Source organism: Stenotrophomonas sp. JAG2, from assembly GCF_041080745.1.
GTDB lineage: Bacteria > Pseudomonadota > Gammaproteobacteria > Xanthomonadales > Xanthomonadaceae > Stenotrophomonas > Stenotrophomonas maltophilia_AA.
This window is the reverse complement of the sequence record NZ_JBEUMH010000005.1, coordinates 223,551-241,596: the sequence shown is the minus strand read 5'-3', so window position 1 is coordinate 241,596 and position 18,046 is coordinate 223,551. Positions and strand designations below refer to the sequence as shown.

Sequence of the window (18,046 nt, the reverse complement as noted above, 5' to 3'; positions counted from 1 at the left end):
GCAGGGCCTGGCTGGAATACATGAGGGAGTGTGCGGGAAGCATCTGAATCGGGGGTGATCAGGTGCCGGGACAGTGCCCGGCACCCGATGTGCTGGCCGACGCGATGGCCGGCCAGCGGTCGGCATCACCGGGCCTTGGGCTTCGCAGCCGCCGGAGCGACCGGAGCAGCCGGGGCCTGGACGGCGTTCCCTTCCGCATCGATCACCTGCACCTGGCCGAGGTTGAGCGCACGCACAGGCGCTTCGGTCTGCTTGAGGTCACCGACCACCACCCAGGTCAGTGCGTTCGGGTCCAGCGTGGCCGCGGCCTGCTGCACCTGGGCCGGGGTCATCGCTTCGATCTCGGCCTTGCGCTGGACCACATAGTCGTCCGGACGCTGGTAACGCACGATCCCGCTGATGGTGCCCATCACCGCACTGGCGGTCTCATAGGCACCGGGCAGGCTCAGGTTCTGGATATTGCGGATGCGGGCCACTTCGGCCGGGGTGGCCGGCTTGGCGCCGGTGGCGAACGCGGCGATCTCCTTCTGCATCTCCTGCATCGACTCGGCGGTCTTGTCGATCTGTACCGGTGCGCGGGCGCCCCACGGGCGCTGGCCCAGGGTGTTGCTCGCGCTGCTGCCGGCACCGTAGGACCAGTGCTTCTGCTCGCGCAGGTTCATGTTCAGGCGCGAGGTGAAGTCGCCGCCGAGGACGCCGTTGGCGATGTCGAAGCGGGTCGAGCCCGGATCCATCGAGGACGGCACCACCTGGCTGGCGAACAGATTGGCCTGTACCGCACCCGGCTGGTCGATCAGGTACACGCGGGCCTGCGTCGGTCGTGCCACATCCACCGGCGCCTTCACCTGCGGCGCCGGGCCCTCGGCCTTCCAGTCGCCGAGCTGGCGTTCCAGCAGCGGCACGATTTCCTTCAGCGTGGTATCGCCGACCACGATCAACGTGCCCTGCTCGGGACGCAGCCAGTCGCGATGGAAGCCGACCAGGTCGTCGCGGGTCATCGACTGGATGTCCACTTCATTGCCGCTGCCGGTGAACGGAATCGCATACGGATGGCCCGCGCCGTACAGCAGCGTCGGCATGACCCGCATCGCCACCGCGCTCGGGTTCACCTTTTCCTGCTGGATGCCGGCGATCCAGGTGGCCTTGATGCGGTCGATCTCGGCTTGGTCGAAACGCGGCTGGCGCAGCATGTCGGCATACAGGGCCAGCGACGGCGCCAGGTTTTCCTTCAGCGCGGACAGGTACACGCTGGTGCTGTCCAGCGAGGCGGAGGCATCGAGCTTGGCGCCCAGCGCATCGGCCGCATCGGCGAACGGCAGCGCGCCGAGCTTGCCGGCACCTTCGGTCAGCAGGCCCATGGTGAAGTTGGCCGTGCCGGACTTGCGGCCCTGGTCGGCGGTGAAGCCGCCCGGGAATTCATAGCTGAACTGCACGACCGGGATGTCATGGCGCTCGGCCAGGATCACCTGGGTGCCGTTCTTCAGCGTGGCGCGGTGCAGTTCCGGGAATTTCAGATCCGGGAAGGTCTTGGTCTGCGGCACGCCGGTGCTGCGGTCGACCTGCTTGGGCAGGGTGGTGAACGTCGGATCGACGGCCGGCACGGTGAACGGCTTGGGCGTTTCCGACGGCAGTTCGGCCAGGGCAACGCGCGCACCCGGCTCGACCACGATGGTGTGGTCGCCGATCCCCAGCCACTTGGCACCGACATCACGCACCTGCGCGGCAGTGGCCGCATCGATGGTCGCCAGCGATTTGCGGAAGCAGCCCGGGTCACCTTCGTACACGGTGCACTCGGCCAGCGCATCGGCCTTGCCGCCGAAACCACCGATGCGCTCGATGCCGCGGATGAAGCCGGCGCGGAACGCGGTCTTGCCACGGCTGAGCTCATCGGCGGTCGGACCGTCCTTGGCCAGGCGCTTCACTTCCTCATCGATGATCGCCTCGACCTTGGCCGGGTCCACGCCCTGCTTGACGCTGGCCATGATCACGAAGTTGGAGCCCAGCTGCGAGCTGTAGGCACCGGCGCTGATGTTGTCGACCAGCTTGTCCTGGTGCAGCAGGCGCTGATCGAGGCGCGAGGACTTGGCACCGCCGAGGACCTGCGCGAACAGCTGCAGCTGGTCGATGTCGGTGGTGCCGACCTGCGCCACGTTCCAGGCGCGGTAGATGCGCGCCTGCGGCACCTTGTCGGTCATCACTTCGCGCGTGCTCTTCTCGCGCTTGGCCACGTCTACCTTGGGCTGGGCCATGCTCGGGCCGGCCGGGATGTCGCCGAAGTACCTGGCGACCTTTTCCTTCGCGGTGGCCACGTCGATGTCGCCGGCCAGCACCAGCACCGCATTGTTCGGGCCGTACCAGGCGCGGAACCAGGTCTTCACGTCATCCAGCGAGGCGGCGTTGAGATCGTTCATCGAGCCGATCACGCTGTGGTGGTACGGGTGGCCGGCTGGATACATCGCGCGCGTCAGCTTTTCCCAGACCTGGCCATACGGCTGGTTCTCGCCCTGGCGCTTTTCGTTCTGCACCACGCCGCGTTGTTCGTCGAGCGCGGCCTGGTCGATCGCGCCGAGCAGATGGCCCATGCGGTCGGACTCCATCCACAACGCCATGTCCAGCGCGGTGGTGGGCACGTTCTCGAAGTAATTGGTGCGGTCGGTATTGGTGGTGCCGTTCTGGCCGGTCACGCCGACCTGCTTGAAGGGCTCGAAGTACTCGCCGTCGTGGTTCTCGCTGCCCTGGAACATCAGGTGTTCGAACAGGTGCGCGAAGCCGGTGCGGCCGGCGGGCTCGTCCTTGCTGCCGACGTGGTACCAGATGTTGACGGCCACGATCGGCGCCTTGCGGTCGGTGTGCACCACCACGCGCAGGCCATTGGGCAGGGTGAACTGCTCGAACGGAATGTCGACCTTGGCCACCGTGGCCGGCTTTGCCAGGACCGGCGCAGGGGCGAGCGAGCCCAGGGCGGCGGAGAGCGCGGCAGCCAGCAGCGCAGCACGCGGTCGAAGTTGGACGGTCATTCCGGTTCCTTGGTCATGAAAGTGAAGCCGGATGCTAGCGCGCCACCCAGGCAAAAGGCATCGGCCAACAGTCATTGGGGTCAAAACGGACAGCCTGCAGGCCCTGCGGCGGACAACTGTCCGGACAGCGGACACCGCAACGTCGACAAAAACCCTTTGAAATCAACGGTGAAAAGTTGGCACGCGACCTGCTTGGTACTGGGCAAGGGAAGCAAGGATCAAACCGAAACTGACTGGACGCTGAACAAAAACAAGAAAGTTGAAATTGTTCTTGCAAGCCCCGAATCGGTGTACTACCTTACTACCACACCACTGATCACCAACACTAAACAGGACCTCGCCATGAACACCAAGACTCTCGCCATCGCCATCGCCCTCGCCGCCGGTTCCGCGTTTGCTTCGTCGGTGCAGGCCGCCCCCGCCATCGTCACCCTGGAGACCGTGCAGGTCCGCCCGTCGGCCGACCAGATCGCCCAGGCCGACGTCGAGCGCACCAGCAGCATCCCGACCCTGGCCGTCGTTGAAGTCCGCCCCACCGCCGGCCTGATCGCCGATTACCGCGCCGAACTGGCTGCCACCCGCCGCGTCACCACGCTGGCCGCCGTCGAAGTGCGCCCGACCGCCGAACAGCGCCAGGCCCTGGCCGCCGAACAGCGCAACGATCGCGGCTATGTCGCCACCTTCACCGCGGCCGCCACCGCCGTCGCCAACGAAGTGATCATCAACCTGCCGACCCTGCAGGTGCGTCCGTCGGCCGCCGATCTGCAGGCCCTGGCGCTGGAAACCGCTGCTGTCGCCGCCTCGACCCTGATCCGCCAGTAAGCCGTAGCTGCGGTCGCCCGCAGCCTCGGCGTACACTTCGCCGATGACTGCCACGCCCACGTTCCATGTCGTCCTGTTCCAACCCGAAATCCCGCCGAACACCGGCAATGTGATCCGCCTCTGCGCCAATACCGGCGCGCGGCTGCACCTGATCGAGCCGCTCGGTTTCGACCTGAGCGACAAGCAGCTCAAGCGCGCCGGCCTGGACTATCACGAGTACGCCCGACTGCAGGTCCATCCAGACCTTGAGACCGCCCTGCAGGTGATTGCGCCCAAGCGCCTGTTCGCGCTGAGTACCCGCGGCAGCGTGCGTTACGACACCCCGCAATTCGACGATGGCGATGCCTTCCTGTTCGGCCCGGAAACCCGCGGCCTGCCCCAGGACCTGCTCGACAGCCTGCCCCACGGCCGACGCCTGCGCCTGCCGATGCAGCCGGACAACCGCAGCCTCAACCTCTCCAATACCGTGGCCGTGGTGATGTATGAGGCGTGGCGCCAGCACGGGTTTGCCGGCGGGGTGTGACATTGCGTGATCGCGTGCCGACCAACGGTCGGCACCTACCGGCTCAAAACGCGTTGATCCCGGTCAGCTCGCGCCCGATCACCAGCTGGTGCACGGTCTCGGTGCCCTCGTAGGTGATCACCGATTCCAGATTGAGCGCGTGCCGGATCGCGACGTGCTCGGTGGTGATGCCGGCGCCGCCGAGCAGGTCGCGGCACTCGCGCGCGATGTCGATGGCCATGCGGCAGTTGTTCCACTTGGCCAGGCTGACCTGCTGCGGCTGCAGCTGCCCGGCGTCCTTCAGGCGCCCCAGCTGCAATGCCAGCAACTGCGCGGTGGTAATCCGCCGCGCCATGTCGGCCAGCTTGATCTGCGCGCTCTGCGTGGCGGCCACCGGCCGGCCGAACAGCACGCGCTGCTTGGTGTAGGCCAGTGCTTCATCCAGGCAGGCCACCGCGGCGCCGATCGGGCCCCAGCTGATCCCATAGCGTGCCTGGTTCAAGCAGCCCAGCGGACCTTTCAAGCCCTGCACGTTCGGCAACCGGTTGCGGTCGGGCACGCGCACGTTGTCGAAGAACAGCGCACCGGTGAGCGAGGCGCGCAGGCTCATCTTGTGCTTGATCTCCTGCGTGCTGAACCCGGCCATGCCCTTTTCCAGCACGAAGCCCTGGATGCCATCCTCGGTATGCGCCCAGATGATCGCGATATCCGCCACCGGCCCGCTGGTGATCCACATCTTGCTGCCGTTGATCACCCAGTCACTGCCGTCGCGCACCGCGCGGGTCTTCATCGCCGCCGGATCGGAGCCGCCGTGCGCCTCGGTCAGGCCGAAGCAGCCGATCACCTTGCCGGTGGCCATGTCCGGCAACCAGCGCACGCGCTGTTCTTCGCTGCCGTAGGCGTAGATCGGGTACATGCACAGCGAACTCTGCACCGAGACGAAACTGCGCAGGCCCGAATCGCCGCGCTCCAGTTCCTGGCAGATCAAGCCGTAGCTCACCGCGTTCAGTCCGCCGCCGCCGTACTGCTCGGGCAGGCTGGAGCCGAGCAGGCCGAGCGAGGCGATTTCCGGGATCAACTCATCCGGGAAACGTCCGTCGTCGAAGGCATCGCCGATGATCGGCAGCACCCGCGAATCGGTGAAGCGCGCCACCGTCGCCTGCACCGCGCGCTCCTCCTCGCTGAGCAGCGAACGGATATCGAACAGATCGAACGGATTCAGTGACATGGCATCCCGGCAGGTGGCGGTGGAACAGGCCCCCATTGTGGTCGTTGTCGTGGAATGGGCCAAGGGACGCGACGACGGCCGGCACGCGCGCGGCGTGCTGCACCGCAGCATCGGCGTGCCGGACGCGCGGCGACACCGCTGTCATCGTCGGCGATCTAGGCTTAAATGCGCCGGGCCGGTACTCTGGCGCACTGATCCAACCGTTTCGCCGTGGTGTGACACGCGCGATTCCCAGGCAACCGCCGCCCGTTCAACCGCGGCACTACCCAAGAGTTACGCAGCCCCATGAGCGAAGAAATCAACGTCCTGCCCCCGCGTGAAGTGATGGAATTCGATGTGGTGATCGTGGGTGGTGGCCCTGCCGGCCTGGCCACCGCGATCCGGCTGCGCCAGCGCGCCATCGAGGCCGGCCGCGAGCTGTCGGTGTGCATCCTGGAAAAGGGCTCCGAACCCGGCGCGCACATCCTGTCCGGTGCGGTGATGGACCCGCGCGCGCTGACCGAACTGTTCCCGGACTGGGCCGAGCGCGGCGCGCCGCTGAAGCAGAAGGTCACCCGCGACGAATTCCTGTTCCTCAATGAGACGGGCGCGCGCAGCACGCCCAACGCGCTGCTGCCGGAGTGCTTCCACAACGAAGGCAACTACATCGTCAGCCTCGGCGAAGTGACCCGCTGGCTGGCGCAGCAGGCCGAGGCGCTGGAAGTGGCGATCTTCCCCGGCTTCCCGGCGGCGGAAGTGCTGTACAGCGACGACGGCGCGGTGATCGGCGTGGCGACCGGCGACATGGGCATCGAGAAGAACGGCCAGCCCGGCCCCGCGTTCGAGCGCGGCATGGCGCTGCACGCCAAGTACACGATCTTCGCCGAAGGCTCGCGCGGCCATCTCGGCCGCCAGCTGATCGCGCGCTTCCAGCTCGATGCCGGCAAGGATCCGCAGGCCTACGGCATCGGCATCAAGGAACTGTGGCAGATCGATCCGGCCAAGCACGAACCGGGCCTGGTGGTGCATGCCGCCGGCTGGCCGCTGGACAACGACACCTACGGTGGCGCGTTCCTGTACCACGCCGAAGGCGGCAAGGTCTCGATCGGCTATGTGGTCGGCCTGGACTACAAGAACCCGTGGCTGAGCCCGTTCGAAGAGTTCCAGCGCTTCAAGACCCACCCGGATATCCGCAAGCATCTGGAAGGTGGCAAGCGCATCGGCTATGGCGCCCGCGCGATCACCGCCGGTGGCCTGATGTCGCTGCCCAAGACGGTGTTCCCGGGGGGCGCGCTGGTCGGCTGCGAGGCCGGCTACCTCAACGTCAGCCGGATCAAGGGCAGCCATGCCGCGCTCAAGACCGGCATGCTCGCCGCCGATGCCGCCTTCGATGCGCTGGTCGCCGATCGCCAGCACGATGAGCTGAGCGCGTACCCGCAGGCGTTCGAGGCCAGCTGGCTGCATGCCGAGCTGCTGCAGTCCAAGAACTTCAAGCAGTGGTTCAAGAAGGGCCAGACCGTGGCCGCGCTGATGACCGGTGTCGAACAGTGGCTGCTGCCCAAGCTCGGCATCCGCAATCCACCGTGGACGCTGCGCCACAGCACGCCGGACCACGCCTGCCTGGAACCGGCGTCCAAGCACGCGAAGATCACCTATCCCAAGCCGGATGGCGTGCTCACCTTCGACCGGCTCAGTTCGGTGTTCCTGAGCAGCACCAACCACGCCGAAGACCAGCCCGGCCACCTCACGCTCAAGGACCCCAGCGTGCCGGTGCGCATCAACCTGGCCGAGTATGCCGGGCCGGAAGCACGCTACTGCCCGGCCGGCGTGTATGAGTTCGTCGGCAGCGACGGGCATGAGCAGCTGCAGATCAATGCGCAGAACTGCGTGCACTGCAAGACCTGCGACATCAAGGACCCGACCCAGAACATCGTGTGGGTCACGCCGCAGGGCGGCGGCGGACCGAACTACTCGGGCATGTGACCGGCATGGCCTGCGACCACCGGTCGCAGGCCGTCGGGCGCGGCAGGCGCCGCCGCACTGGCTATCCTGATCGTCCTGCCGGACATCTCCGCTGCGCCATGCCCCCTGCGTTCCGATCCCCCCTGCCGTTGCTGGTCTGCCTCGTGCTGACCGCGTGCGCGCGCACCCCGCAGACGCCGGAACAGGCCCATCAGCAGGCTCTGCAGCGCGCGTTCGCGATCTGCGCCGGCTGCCACACGGTCAGCGCCGGTGGCGTACACCGCTTCGGCCCGAACCTGCATGGCGTGATCGGCCGCCGTGCCGGCAGCGTCGCGGGCTACCCCTACTCCAACGCGATGCGCGAGGCCGGGCTGACCTGGAACGAACAGACCCTGGATGCCTTCCTGCGCTCGCCTGCGCAGGTGGTGCCGGGTACCCGCATGGTCAACGCCACCGTCGACCCGGAGCGTCGGCGCCAGGTGATCGAATACCTGCAGCAGCAGCGCTGATCGTCCTGGTGGCGCTCAGGACGCCTGCAGCTGCACAAGGTAATCGCGCAGCGCGGTATCGAACGCGCTGACCGCCACGGCGTGCACCGCCACGCCGTCTTCGTCCACGCGGTCCATCAGGCCTCGCGCCTGGACCGCCAGCGCGTCCGCACCCAGCGTTGCCAGGCCGCCCACCATCCGGTGCAGCACCTCCACCAGCGCGGGCCCTGCCCGCTCATGCAGCGCCGCCTGCAGCTGCACCAGATCGTCGGCAGACGTCGTGCACAGGCCCTCGATCAACACGTCCGCCACATGCGCCGATCCAAACCGCCGCACAAGGGCGGCGCGGTCGGGCGGCGCGTCGGTGACGCCCGATGCATCCGGTGCGGCTGACGGGGCCGGCGGTACCTCCGGCAACCACTGCAGCAGTGCCTGACGCAACGTGGCCAACGCCACCGGCTTGATCAGCAGGTCATCGATGCCGGCCTCGCGGCAGCGTTGCAGATCGTTCCCCATCGTGCTGGCGGTCAGCGCGATCACCGGCATCCGGGCGCTGCCGCGGTCACGCTCCTGGTCACGGATCCGCCGGGTCGTGGCGTAGCCGTCCATGACCGGCATCCGGCAATCGGTGAGGACCAGATCGAAGCGGGTGCGCGCGAGCAGCGCCAGCGCCTGTTCGCCGTTCTCGGCCAGGACGTGCGGCAGGCCGAGCTGCTGCATGCGCCAGCCCATCACCGCCTGGTTGGTGGGATGGTCCTCGACGATCAGTATCCGCCGCTGCAGCAGCGCGGCGGGCAACGGCAGCACCTGCGCCTGTTCTTCGGCGGCGCCAGGCTGCTCGTCGATCGGCACGGTGGGCAGGGTCAGCTGCACCTCCACGCAGGTGCCTTCACCCGGTGCGCTGTGCAGCATCAGGGTGCCGTGCATCAGTGCCACCAGCCGCTGGCAGATGCTCAGGCCCAGGCCGGTGCCGCCGTACTGGCGGCTGGTCGCCGCGTCGGCCTGTGCGAACGGGCCGAACAGGCGCTCGCGCTGCTCGGGCGAAATGCCGATGCCGGTGTCGCGCACGGTCAGCCGCAGCCGCTGTGCGCCCTCGGCATCGGTATCGAGCACCCCCAGCGCGATGCCGACCTCTCCTGCGTGGGTGAACTTGATGGCGTTGCTGAGCAGGTTGAAGGCGATCTGGCGCAGACGCAGGCCGTCGACCAGGTGCATGGCCGCCACGTCATCGTCGATCTGGATCTGCAGGTCCAGTCCCTTGGCCACCGCCTGCGGAGCGAGCAGCTGCTGCACATTGCCGAGCAGCGCACGCAGCGCGACCGGATGCGGCTGCAGCGACAGCGCACCGGCCTCGATCCTGGAGTAGTCCAGCAGGTCGTCGAGAATCTGCCGCAGCATCTGCGCCGAGTCTTCGATCACGCCGATGATGCGCCGCTGCTCCCCGTCCAGCGAGGTATGCGAGAGCACCTCCATCATGCCCAGCACGCCCGACATCGGCGTGCGGATCTCATGGCTCATCGTGGCCAGGAATTCGGATTTCGCGGCCGTGGCGCGCTCGGCGACGGCCTTGGCCAACGCCAGCGCATCGGCCTGCGCGCGCGCCTCGGTGACATCCACCCAATAGCCGCTCCACAGCAGTGCACCATCCTCGGCGTCGTAGGGCAGCGCGCGCGAGCGCACCCAGCGCAACGTGCCCCGCGGGGAGGTGCGGAATTCCATGTCCAACGGGGTGAGGTCGCGTGCGGCGCGCTCCATGGCCTGGCGGACACCGGCGCGGTCGCGCTCGTCGATGCGGTCCATCAGCGCGCTTTCATCGGCCATGGCTTCGGCGGCGGTGACCCCGAACAGCGCTTCGGTGTCACCGGCGATGTACGGCAGGGACAATCTGCCGTCGCGCTCGCGACGTCCCTGGTAGACGATCGCCGGCAGGTTGTCCGTGACCTCCGCCAGCCGCTGCTCGACCCGCCTGCGCATCGCCACTTCCCCGCGCAGGCGCCAGTGGCCCCAGCCATGCACCAGCAGCGCGGTCAGCAGCACCAGCGCCAGCGGCACCGCCCAGCCCGCGATCGCGCGCCAGTCCAGATCGCTGCGGTACTCGGCCGTGAGCCAATCGCTGCGGATCGCCTCGTGCTCGCGGGCGCTCATATTGACCAGCATCCGGTCGAAGGTCGTGGCCAGCGGTGCGTACTGGCGCTTGACCGCCAGCGACAGCCGGTCGCTGAAGCCGGCCGGCGCGGCCACGTGCAGCTGTGCGGGATAGTGCTCGCGCACGATCCGGTCGACGATCGCCAGGTTGCCGATGTACGCATCGGCGTCGCCATGGGCCAACCGTGCCAGCGCCAGTTCGGCACTGCGCGCGGGCACGATGCGGGCGTTCGGCGCCTGTTGCAGGACGTAGCCGCGCAGGCGGTCCGGATCGGTCAGCAGGATGCTGCGCCCATCCAGGTCGCGCACGCCCAGTACCGAGGGACTTCCCGCGGCGGTGACCACCACGTTGGGGACGGTGATGAAGGGCTGGCTGAACACCCAGTCGTCGCCCAGGTAGCTGGAATCGTTGGGGATGCCCATGATCGCGTCGACGTCGCCGCGCCGCAGTTGTTCGCGCACATCGAACCAGTCGTGGGCAGGAACCCGGGTCAGCTGCGCGCCGACATTGCGCAGCAGGCGCAGGTACTCGGCCGAGACACCGCTGGGTTGGTCGGCGCTGTCGATGAAGGCCAGCGGCGCCGCATTCGGCGCGAAGGCGAGCCGCAGGGGCGTCGCCAGCACGCGCTTCTCGGCATTGCCCAGGATCAACTGCGACTGCAGCGACCACGCCGGTGTCTGCAGCCAGCGCCGCCGCAGCCGTTCCCGCTCGGGCTCGGCCAGCGCGGCCAGCCCCATGTCCAGCGCCTCCGCCAACGGCTGCTTGGCATTGGGCACACCGAAGTGCAGGCGTTCCGGTGCGAGGTCACTGGGGCGCAGCAGCGCCACGTCGGTCAGCCGCCGCTCGGCGATCAGCGCAGTGGCGACGTAGGCATTGCCGATGTACACGTCGGCCTCGCCTTTTCCCACCATGGTGAGCGCGGCGGTGGTGTCGTCGGCCACCACGCGGCGGGCGGCGGGAAAGCGCGCGCGTACGTCTTCGCTGGTGACGAACTCGCGCTCGGTGACCACGCGCAGGCCGCGCAGATCAGGATCGGCCGACGCCCGCGTATCGCCGGGGCGACCGACCAGCGCCAAAGGGGCATCGGCGTAGGGACGCGTGTAGACCATGCAGCGGGTGCGGTCGGCGGTGAGGGTGATGTTCATCACCACGTCGACTTCGCCGCGGCACGCCGCATCCAGCACGTCGGTCCAGTCGCGGTACATCCGCACCTTCACCTGCACGCCGAGCTGCTGCGCGAGCAGGCTCAGGTAGTCGTAGCCCAGACCGGCAGGCTTGCCATCGCGCAGGGATTCAAACGGCGGCCAGCCGCTGTCGTACATGCCAAGGATGATGGTAGGGTGCCTGCCAAGCCACTCGCTCTGCCGGGGCGACAAGGCGGGAGGGTTGGCGGCGGAAGCCGACACGACCCAGGCCATTGCCAGCATGACCAGCACCAGCCAGCGAACGACGTGGGTACGCATGCTGCCTGATCTCCGTAGAATGATATCCCCATCCCGGCACGGCCCGACGGCTGCCTTACAGGCAATACTAGTCCATGACCCTGCGCATTATCATTGCCGATGACCATCCGGTCGTAAGGATCGGCACGAAGGCCGTGATCGAGTCCAGTGGCGTTGGCCAGGTGGTGGCCGAAGCCAGTACCGTGGCCGAGCTGATGACCGCGCTGTCCGAACATCCGTGCGATGTCCTGGTCACCGATTACTCCATGCCCGGCGGCCAGCAGGCGGATGGGTTCGCGATGATCGAGATGATCCGCCGGCGCTTTCCCACGTTGCCGGTGCTGATGCTCAGCGTGTCCAACAATCTGGCGATCCTGCGCATGGTGGTCGCCACCGGTGTGCTGGGCCTGGTCGACAAGACCTCCTCGATGGACGAACTGCCCACCGCGATCCAGACCGTACAGCGTGGCATGCCCTACGTCAGCCAGACGCTGAAAGAGCGCATTGACGCGATCGGCACGAACAGCGTGGAAGAAGGCGAGGCCAAACCGCTGTCACCGCGCGAGGTGGAAGTGCTGCGCCTGCTCGGCAGCGGCATGACGGTCAAGGAGATCGCCCTGCATCTGCACAAGAGCGTGAGCACCATCAGCCGCCAGAAGGGCGATGCGATGTTGAAGCTCGGCCTGAAGGGCGACGCCGAGCTGTTCGATTACCTGCGCGACGGCGAACGCTGATCGCCGCCGTCCGCTGACGGCGTGGCGACTATCAACCCGCCCTCCCTCGTGAAACCATGGCTACAATCGCTGTGCGGAAAACAGGACCATCATCGGACGCTCCGCCTCTTCCGCAAGCGCTGGGTTAGCGTCAATCTGCTCCGCAGTCGGCCCCCACTCATTGACGTGGCGGATAGCAAAGCTGGCGGCAATCAACGCGTTCAATGTCGTGCTCAATGTCCGGTGGTACTTCACCACCCCGTCAGCCAGCCAGTTGCTGACGCGCTGGCCTTCGTTCTGGTAATTATTGACCGCCCAAGAACGCTGACCTTCTTCATCGGTGAGCCAACCCTGACGTGGTGAGCACGTATAGATCGGGTGCTCCACCGTGAAGACAAACCAACCGCCAGGCGGCAGTGCCTGATGGATGGAAGCAAACAGCGGGCCGATGTCCGGAAGGTAGTGCAGCGTCAGTTGGCTGTAGACCACGTCGAACGCCTGGCTCGGCAGTACGAGCTGCTCCAGATCGCCACGCTGGTAGCTGATGTCGATGTCGTCGGTGAGCTCTCGAGCTCGTGCGAGCATTTTTTCGGACAAGTCGATACCGAGCACCTTGGCGGCTCCAGCGGCTCGTGCCCTGCGGCAGAACCAACCGTATCCACAGCCAAGGTCCAGAACCCGTTTTCCCGTCAACACAGGGAGCATAGCCTGGATGGCCGGCCACTCGGGAGCGGCCTCCAGACCGAACTGCGAGCGCGGCAGTCGGGCATAGCCATCAAAAAAGGCCTGATTGTCGTAGATGTTCTGGGACACGCTGGACTCCGAATCGAATTCAATTCTAAAACCGGTCAACGCCACAGGAAACACCCTTACTGGCAGTTCCAGCCCCCGTCTGGCCGGAGCTGAACGGACATGCCCACCTCCGCGTGAGGAGACGGCCTTTAAGGATTGGCTGATGGAGTGGCTTGATACGTCTCCATAGCATGCTTTCATGCATCGCCTCCTCCCACAGCACCCCGCGATTGACGCGCCTGCCGTCGCAGCCACCGTGCTGCTGCGGTGGCTGTCGGCGTGCATCCTGGTGTGCCTGGTCGGTACCGGGATCTTCTACGTCCTCGTTCAGCTGGGGGATGACGTCTCCGTACACAGGCGCGGGATGAACGCTGCTGCGTATCGAGCGCAGCTTTATGTGGACCAGCGCGAAGCCCTCCTGAACTATCTGGTCGACTCGGTCGTCAACGTCCACACCTCCAGCCAGAAGGCGCGCGCCTCGAGGCATGACGATGACCGGAACGTTCGTCGACTCCGATTGGGTACGGCGGGCGACGGACAGGAATTGACTCTGCTCCTGTCGGCACGGGCTGAACAGACCTTGGCCGATTTTGGCGTGCGCTTGGTGCACATTGACGGCACCTCAGTGGCCGTTCGCTCGGCTGCTCACGAGGAGCCGAGCGCCAGTTTCATCTCTCGACAACACACCGTGGGAACCCCGCTGGCGCCGGATGGTGAACGTCCTGGCGATAGCCGGGTGCGCTGGGTTGCACCAACACAGACGGGGTCGCCTATTTATCTTTATCGGGCGATCGGCGGCGTGGAACCGGACGCTTCCCACTGGCTGGGATTGGCGATTGACTCGGACGCCATGATCAAGACCCTGAATGGCAACGGCATTGGCGACTTTGCTTTGCTGGACAAGCACGGGGAGGCAGTCCTGACGCAAGGGGAGCGCTCCCCTTCCGCAAACTGGATGCGTCGGCATGCGCAGGACGAGTTCGGATGGATCTGGGATGGCGCTCGTCCCGAGGGCCTGGCACTGGTCAAGGGCATTGGCGAAGACGGCTGGCGGTTGGTGTACCACGCGCCCCTGAGCCTGCTGCTGGTTGATATCGCGCCCCATCTGGGCATTTCGCTGCTGATGTCCCTGGCTGGCGTGGTTGCGCTGCGTGCGCTGACCCGACGCATCGACCGCCAGTTGATCCAGCCGGCGCTGCTACAGCATCGACAACTCCTGGAGAGCTTCGATTTCGGCAGCACGGTGATCGAGATGGCGCCGGTCGGAGTTTGCGTGCTGCGCGGTCACGATGGCACCCCGATGGTGGAGAACCAGCTTGCACGTGACTGGCTTGGCAACGATGCCGCAGCAGGCGACTGGCTGGGCAATCTGCGAACCGGCAATGCGGACCCGCTGGGCGAACGTCGCAGCGCGGACTACACCACCAGCGATGGCCGACAGCTCCAGGTGCTGGCCGCTCGGACCCGCTATCACGGCGAAGATGTCCTGCTGTGCGTTTTCAACGACGTGAGCCGACATCGTCAGATCCAGGCGGCATTGTCCGCGGCAAAGCAGGCGGCTGACGCCGCCAGTCAAGCCAAGACTGCCTTTCTTGCCACGATGAGCCACGAGATCCGGACCCCTCTGTATGGCCTGCTCGGCACGCTGGAGCTGTTGGCGCATACGTCACTGGACGCTCGACAGAGCCAGTACCTTGCAACCATCGAGCAATCCTCTTCGGCCCTGCTTCAGCTGATCAGCGAGATTCTGGATGTGACCAAGATTGAATCGGGTCAGCTCACCTTGGTCGTGGCACCGTTCTCCCCCTTGGATCTGGCGGAGTCGACCCTTCGTGCGTACGCGGCAGCCGCTGAAAGGAAGGGAATACGGATCATGGTATGCACCGACCCCGAGCTGCCGGACCAGGTCCTGGGCGACGCCGGTCGGATTCGGCAGATTCTGGGAAATCTGTTGAGCAACGCGATCAAGTTCACTGACAGCGGGAACATCTGCCTGCGCGTCCGGCTGGTCGCCCGTGAGGCGGATATGGTGTCCGTAAGCTGGCAGGTCACGGATACCGGCGTAGGCATCGCCCAAGCCGAGCATGCGCGTTTGTTCGAACCCTTCCGTCAGATCGGCACACACAACCGCTTGGAAGGTGCCGGGCTGGGATTGTCCATCAGCGACCGACTGGTGCGGCTGATGAACGGCGACATCCGTCTGGTCAGCGAGCCCGGGCTGGGGAGCAGTTTCACGATGGTGCTGCCGCTGAAGGCCGATTCGCGGGCCATGCCCGAGGAAAGTGCGCCCAAGTTGCTGGCGCAACCGCTGATCTATGTCCGGTGCTCTGTTTCCGAGTTGGCAGATAGTGGGAGCGAATGGCTGCAGCGGTGGGGTGCCACCGTGCGTCGCTATGAACCGGGGATGCCGCTCGCGCTGGACGAGAACGCCATTCTGCTCGACAGCGATCCACGCGGCTCTCCCCCCGTCAGCTGGCGGGGCCCCCGTGTCACCGCACTGCCTGATGGAGGCGATACGCCCGTCGTTGATCCGGAGAACCCCCGCCACCTCACCGTCACGATGTTCAGCATCCGCGCCATTGCAAACGCGTTGGCGCGGCTGCAACAGAGCGACGCCCCTGTCCCGATGGCAGCGGTATCCCGACCCGACGCGCTGGATCTGCGGGTGCTGGTCGCCGAGGACAATCCGATCAATCGCATCATCATGAAGGAGCAGCTGGAAACACTCGGCTGCAGCGTCCTGACAGCAACCGACGGCCAGCATGCTTTGGAGCTGTGCCGGTCGCAACCGTTCGACGTGGTGTTGACCGACATCAACATGCCGCGCATGAGCGGGCATGCGTTGACCAGAAGCCTGCGTCAGCACGACATCCTTGTCCCAGTGATCGGCGCGACAGCCAGCGCCACCCCTGAAGAGCGTGAACGCTGCTTTGCCAGTGGCATGGCCGGCTACGTGGCGAAGCCCGTTGACATCGGTACCTTGCGCCGCGCCCTGACCCAACTGTCCCACGGAGCACCGGCATGACCATCCGCCATGTACTGATCCTGGAAGACCAGGCCTTCCAACGCAGCATGCTGGCTCAGCTCTTCAACAGCGCATCGAGAACCCACGCAGATACCTCGGGCGATGGCGCCGATGCGCTGGCGATGTGCCACTGGCGTCCCTACGACCTGGTCGTCACCGACATGATGATGCCCGGGGTGGATGGCATTCAGTTCATCCAGAGCCTGGCTGCCCAGGATCGGAAGCCGGCACTGGTATTGGTCAGCTCGGCGTCGACACGCATGATGTTCTCCGCCCGTCTGATGGCCGAATCCTTGGGATTCAGCGTGCTTGCGGTACTCCCAAAGCCCGTATCCCCTGGCGATGTTGCCGATGTAATGGCGTTGTTGAGCCAGAAGCAGGAAGGCGCGCATCGCGTCGCCGCCGTCAGCAAGGAGGCCAAGCTCCCGTTGGCGGCAAGCCGCGACACTTTGTGGCGGGCCATGAAGAGCGGTGAGATCACGGCGTGGTTCCAGCCGAAAAAATCGCTGGGCTCCGGCCTCGTGGTGGCGGCCGAAGCGTTGGTCCGCTGGTGCCACCCAGAACAGGGCTTGATATCGCCCGGTCAGTTCCTACCGTTGATCCAGGAAAACTCACTCGAGCTGGCACTACTGCGGCACATGGTGAAGATGAGCGTTCGCGCGCAGGCCGAGTGGCGCGCGAGGGGCTTTCGAATTCCCGTATCAGTCAATTTGCCTCCCCATCTCCTGGAAAGAAGCACCTTGCCGGAGGAACTGGCGGAGCTGACCATTGAGCACGGCGGCTCGCCTGCTGATCTTTGTTTCGAGCTGATGGAGAGCAGCACCACCCGGCATGTCAGCGACTATTACGCTGGCGCCTGCCGCCTGCGCATGAAAGGCTTCGGGTTGGCCCAGGATGACTTTGGACAGGGACTGAGCTCCGTGCACAACCTGGTGAGCGCTCCATTCACCGAGGTAAAAATCGATCGGTCTCTGGTACATGGCTGCACGCGGGATTCTGCACTGCGGAGCGCTTTGAGCACCGTGATCACGCTTGGCCAGAAGCTCGGCCTCAACATCGTCGCCGAAGGTGTGGAGACGGATGAAGAGCTGTCCACGCTCCGGGCCCTCGGCTGCACACAGGTGCAGGGCTATCTGATCTCCGCCGCGATCCCCGCAGACGCCTTCGCAGAACTTTTGAATGGTGAGACGCGCGCCCAGCGGAATGACGGCCGATGAAACGCAAGGATGGCCGAGGGACGTCGCGCGTTGTTATTGCCGACGATCACCCGTTCATACTGGCGGGCGTCCGTGAACTGATCGAGCAGGACGGCCGATTCCGGGTGGTTGCACAGGTGAGTGATTCCGCCGCACTCATGAGGGCGCTCCATACGCAACAACCTGACATTCTGATCACCGACTACGTGATGCCCGGCGATTCCCGCACCTGCGATGGCTCCGTGCTCATCGGCAGGCTGCACAGGGCGTTTCCCTGCCTCCCCATTCTGGTTCTGACAATGATCACCACCCCGTGGATGATCGATGAGATGTACAGAGTCGGGGCGCACTGCGTGATCACCAAATCGGGGGATCCGGCTGAACTTCTCAGTGCACTGACAGCGGCACGGATGCAGCGCACTTATCGGTCAAATAGCGCTGGTCGTTCCAGCGGAACGACTGCGCCCCCTCAAGCGCCTCGACACGGCCTGTCGCCGCGGGAGCTGGAAGTCGTCAGGCTGTTTTCCAACGGCCAGACCGTGAGTGACATCGCGGCGAGATTCAATCGCAGCCGCTGTACCGTCAGCGCGCAGAAGGCCAGTGCGAAGCGCAAGCTCGGTACGAGGAGCGACCAGGAACTGGTAGCGCTGGGACTGAACTTTGTCGGGATGGGTGACCAGGTCACCTGACGGGAGCCCGTGAATGGTTGCAGGGGCCAGACCGCTGGGGGGACC

12 protein-coding genes are annotated in these 18,046 nt (G+C 65.9%); 8 read left to right on the top strand and 4 right to left on the bottom strand.

Annotation, left to right across the window (positions count from 1 at the left end; genetic code table 11):
• Window positions 1-125: 125 nt before the first annotated feature.
• Window positions 126-3,017, bottom strand: coding sequence for a M16 family metallopeptidase (locus AB9O74_RS08480; RefSeq protein WP_369349021.1), 2,892 nt, complete (start codon window positions 3,015-3,017; stop codon window positions 126-128).
• A gap of 342 nt (window positions 3,018-3,359) precedes the next feature.
• On the opposite strand from AB9O74_RS08480, the gene AB9O74_RS08475 reads away from it, so the two are divergent.
• Together AB9O74_RS08475 and trmL are read left to right on the top strand one after the other, a co-directional pair.
• Window positions 3,360-3,839 carry a hypothetical protein gene (locus AB9O74_RS08475; protein ID WP_369349020.1) on the top strand — a complete coding sequence of 160 codons (480 nt, stop codon included), beginning with the start codon at window positions 3,360-3,362 and terminating at the stop codon, window positions 3,837-3,839.
• A 43-nt stretch (window positions 3,840-3,882) separates the two neighbouring features.
• The gene (gene trmL, locus AB9O74_RS08470) at window positions 3,883-4,362 is read left to right on the top strand and encodes a tRNA (uridine(34)/cytosine(34)/5-carboxymethylaminomethyluridine(34)-2'-O)-methyltransferase TrmL (protein WP_346478496.1); all 480 of its coding nucleotides are present in this window, start codon (window positions 3,883-3,885) and stop codon (window positions 4,360-4,362) included.
• 43 nt (window positions 4,363-4,405) lie between these two features.
• Here the strand turns inward: trmL and AB9O74_RS08465 are convergent, their stop codons facing one another.
• Window positions 4,406-5,569: an acyl-CoA dehydrogenase family protein gene (locus AB9O74_RS08465; protein ID WP_369349019.1), complete on the bottom strand. Its 1,164-nt coding sequence runs from the start codon at window positions 5,567-5,569 to the stop codon at window positions 4,406-4,408.
• A 285-nt stretch (window positions 5,570-5,854) separates the two neighbouring features.
• Here AB9O74_RS08465 and AB9O74_RS08460 point away from each other — a divergent pair, with 285 nt between their 5' ends.
• Together AB9O74_RS08460 and AB9O74_RS08455 are read left to right on the top strand one after the other, a co-directional pair.
• Entirely contained in the window at window positions 5,855-7,531 is a 1,677-nt protein-coding gene (locus AB9O74_RS08460; protein ID WP_369349018.1) for an electron transfer flavoprotein-ubiquinone oxidoreductase, read from the top strand.
• A gap of 98 nt (window positions 7,532-7,629) precedes the next feature.
• Window positions 7,630-8,019 carry a cytochrome c family protein gene (locus AB9O74_RS08455; protein WP_176990225.1) on the top strand — a complete coding sequence of 130 codons (390 nt, stop codon included), beginning with the start codon at window positions 7,630-7,632 and terminating at the stop codon, window positions 8,017-8,019.
• Between the two features lie 15 nt (window positions 8,020-8,034).
• Here the strand turns inward: AB9O74_RS08455 and AB9O74_RS08450 are convergent, their stop codons facing one another.
• Complete coding sequence (locus tag AB9O74_RS08450) at window positions 8,035-11,607, bottom strand: transporter substrate-binding domain-containing protein (RefSeq protein ID WP_369349017.1); 3,573 nt, start codon at window positions 11,605-11,607, stop codon at window positions 8,035-8,037.
• Window positions 11,608-11,681: 74 nt separating this feature from the next.
• On the opposite strand from AB9O74_RS08450, the gene AB9O74_RS08445 reads away from it, so the two are divergent.
• Window positions 11,682-12,320, top strand: coding sequence for a response regulator (locus AB9O74_RS08445; RefSeq protein WP_369349016.1), 639 nt, complete (start codon window positions 11,682-11,684; stop codon window positions 12,318-12,320).
• 60 nt (window positions 12,321-12,380) lie between these two features.
• Here the strand turns inward: AB9O74_RS08445 and AB9O74_RS08440 are convergent, their stop codons facing one another.
• Complete coding sequence (locus tag AB9O74_RS08440) at window positions 12,381-13,112, bottom strand: class I SAM-dependent methyltransferase (protein WP_346478502.1); 732 nt, start codon at window positions 13,110-13,112, stop codon at window positions 12,381-12,383.
• Between the two features lie 178 nt (window positions 13,113-13,290).
• Here AB9O74_RS08440 and AB9O74_RS08435 point away from each other — a divergent pair, with 178 nt between their 5' ends.
• The 3 genes from AB9O74_RS08435 to AB9O74_RS08425 are packed head-to-tail and all read left to right on the top strand — an operon-like array spanning window position 13,291 to window position 18,001.
• Entirely contained in the window at window positions 13,291-16,116 is a 2,826-nt protein-coding gene (locus AB9O74_RS08435) for a response regulator (protein WP_369349015.1), read from the top strand.
• Window positions 16,113-17,333 (top strand): EAL domain-containing protein, encoded by a 1,221-nt coding sequence (locus AB9O74_RS08430; RefSeq protein WP_369349014.1) that lies wholly within the window; start codon window positions 16,113-16,115, stop codon window positions 17,331-17,333. The genes AB9O74_RS08435 and AB9O74_RS08430 overlap by 4 nt, the downstream gene beginning before the upstream one ends.
• Window positions 17,330-18,001, top strand: a complete 672-nt coding sequence (locus tag AB9O74_RS08425; RefSeq protein WP_354274981.1) for a response regulator transcription factor — start codon at window positions 17,330-17,332, stop codon at window positions 17,999-18,001. The genes AB9O74_RS08430 and AB9O74_RS08425 overlap by 4 nt, the downstream gene beginning before the upstream one ends.
• Window positions 18,002-18,046: the final 45 nt, after the last annotated feature.

What these genes read in the sequence shown, in the direction of transcription:
- AB9O74_RS08480 (WP_369349021.1), bottom strand. Translation starts at nt 3,017, where the DNA reads ATGACCGTCCAACTTCGACCGCGTGCTGCGCTGCTGGCTGCCGCGCTC.
- AB9O74_RS08475 (WP_369349020.1), top strand. Translation starts at nt 3,360, where the DNA reads ATGAACACCAAGACTCTCGCCATCGCCATCGCCCTCGCCGCCGGTTCC.
- trmL (WP_346478496.1), top strand. Translation starts at nt 3,883, where the DNA reads ATGACTGCCACGCCCACGTTCCATGTCGTCCTGTTCCAACCCGAAATC.
- AB9O74_RS08465 (WP_369349019.1), bottom strand. Translation starts at nt 5,569, where the DNA reads ATGTCACTGAATCCGTTCGATCTGTTCGATATCCGTTCGCTGCTCAGC.
- AB9O74_RS08460 (WP_369349018.1), top strand. Translation starts at nt 5,855, where the DNA reads ATGAGCGAAGAAATCAACGTCCTGCCCCCGCGTGAAGTGATGGAATTC.
- AB9O74_RS08455 (WP_176990225.1), top strand. Translation starts at nt 7,630, where the DNA reads ATGCCCCCTGCGTTCCGATCCCCCCTGCCGTTGCTGGTCTGCCTCGTG.
- AB9O74_RS08450 (WP_369349017.1), bottom strand. Translation starts at nt 11,607, where the DNA reads ATGCGTACCCACGTCGTTCGCTGGCTGGTGCTGGTCATGCTGGCAATG.
- AB9O74_RS08445 (WP_369349016.1), top strand. Translation starts at nt 11,682, where the DNA reads ATGACCCTGCGCATTATCATTGCCGATGACCATCCGGTCGTAAGGATC.
- AB9O74_RS08435 (WP_369349015.1), top strand. Translation starts at nt 13,291, where the DNA reads ATGCATCGCCTCCTCCCACAGCACCCCGCGATTGACGCGCCTGCCGTC.
- AB9O74_RS08430 (WP_369349014.1), top strand. Translation starts at nt 16,113, where the DNA reads ATGACCATCCGCCATGTACTGATCCTGGAAGACCAGGCCTTCCAACGC.
- AB9O74_RS08425 (WP_354274981.1), top strand. Translation starts at nt 17,330, where the DNA reads ATGAAACGCAAGGATGGCCGAGGGACGTCGCGCGTTGTTATTGCCGAC.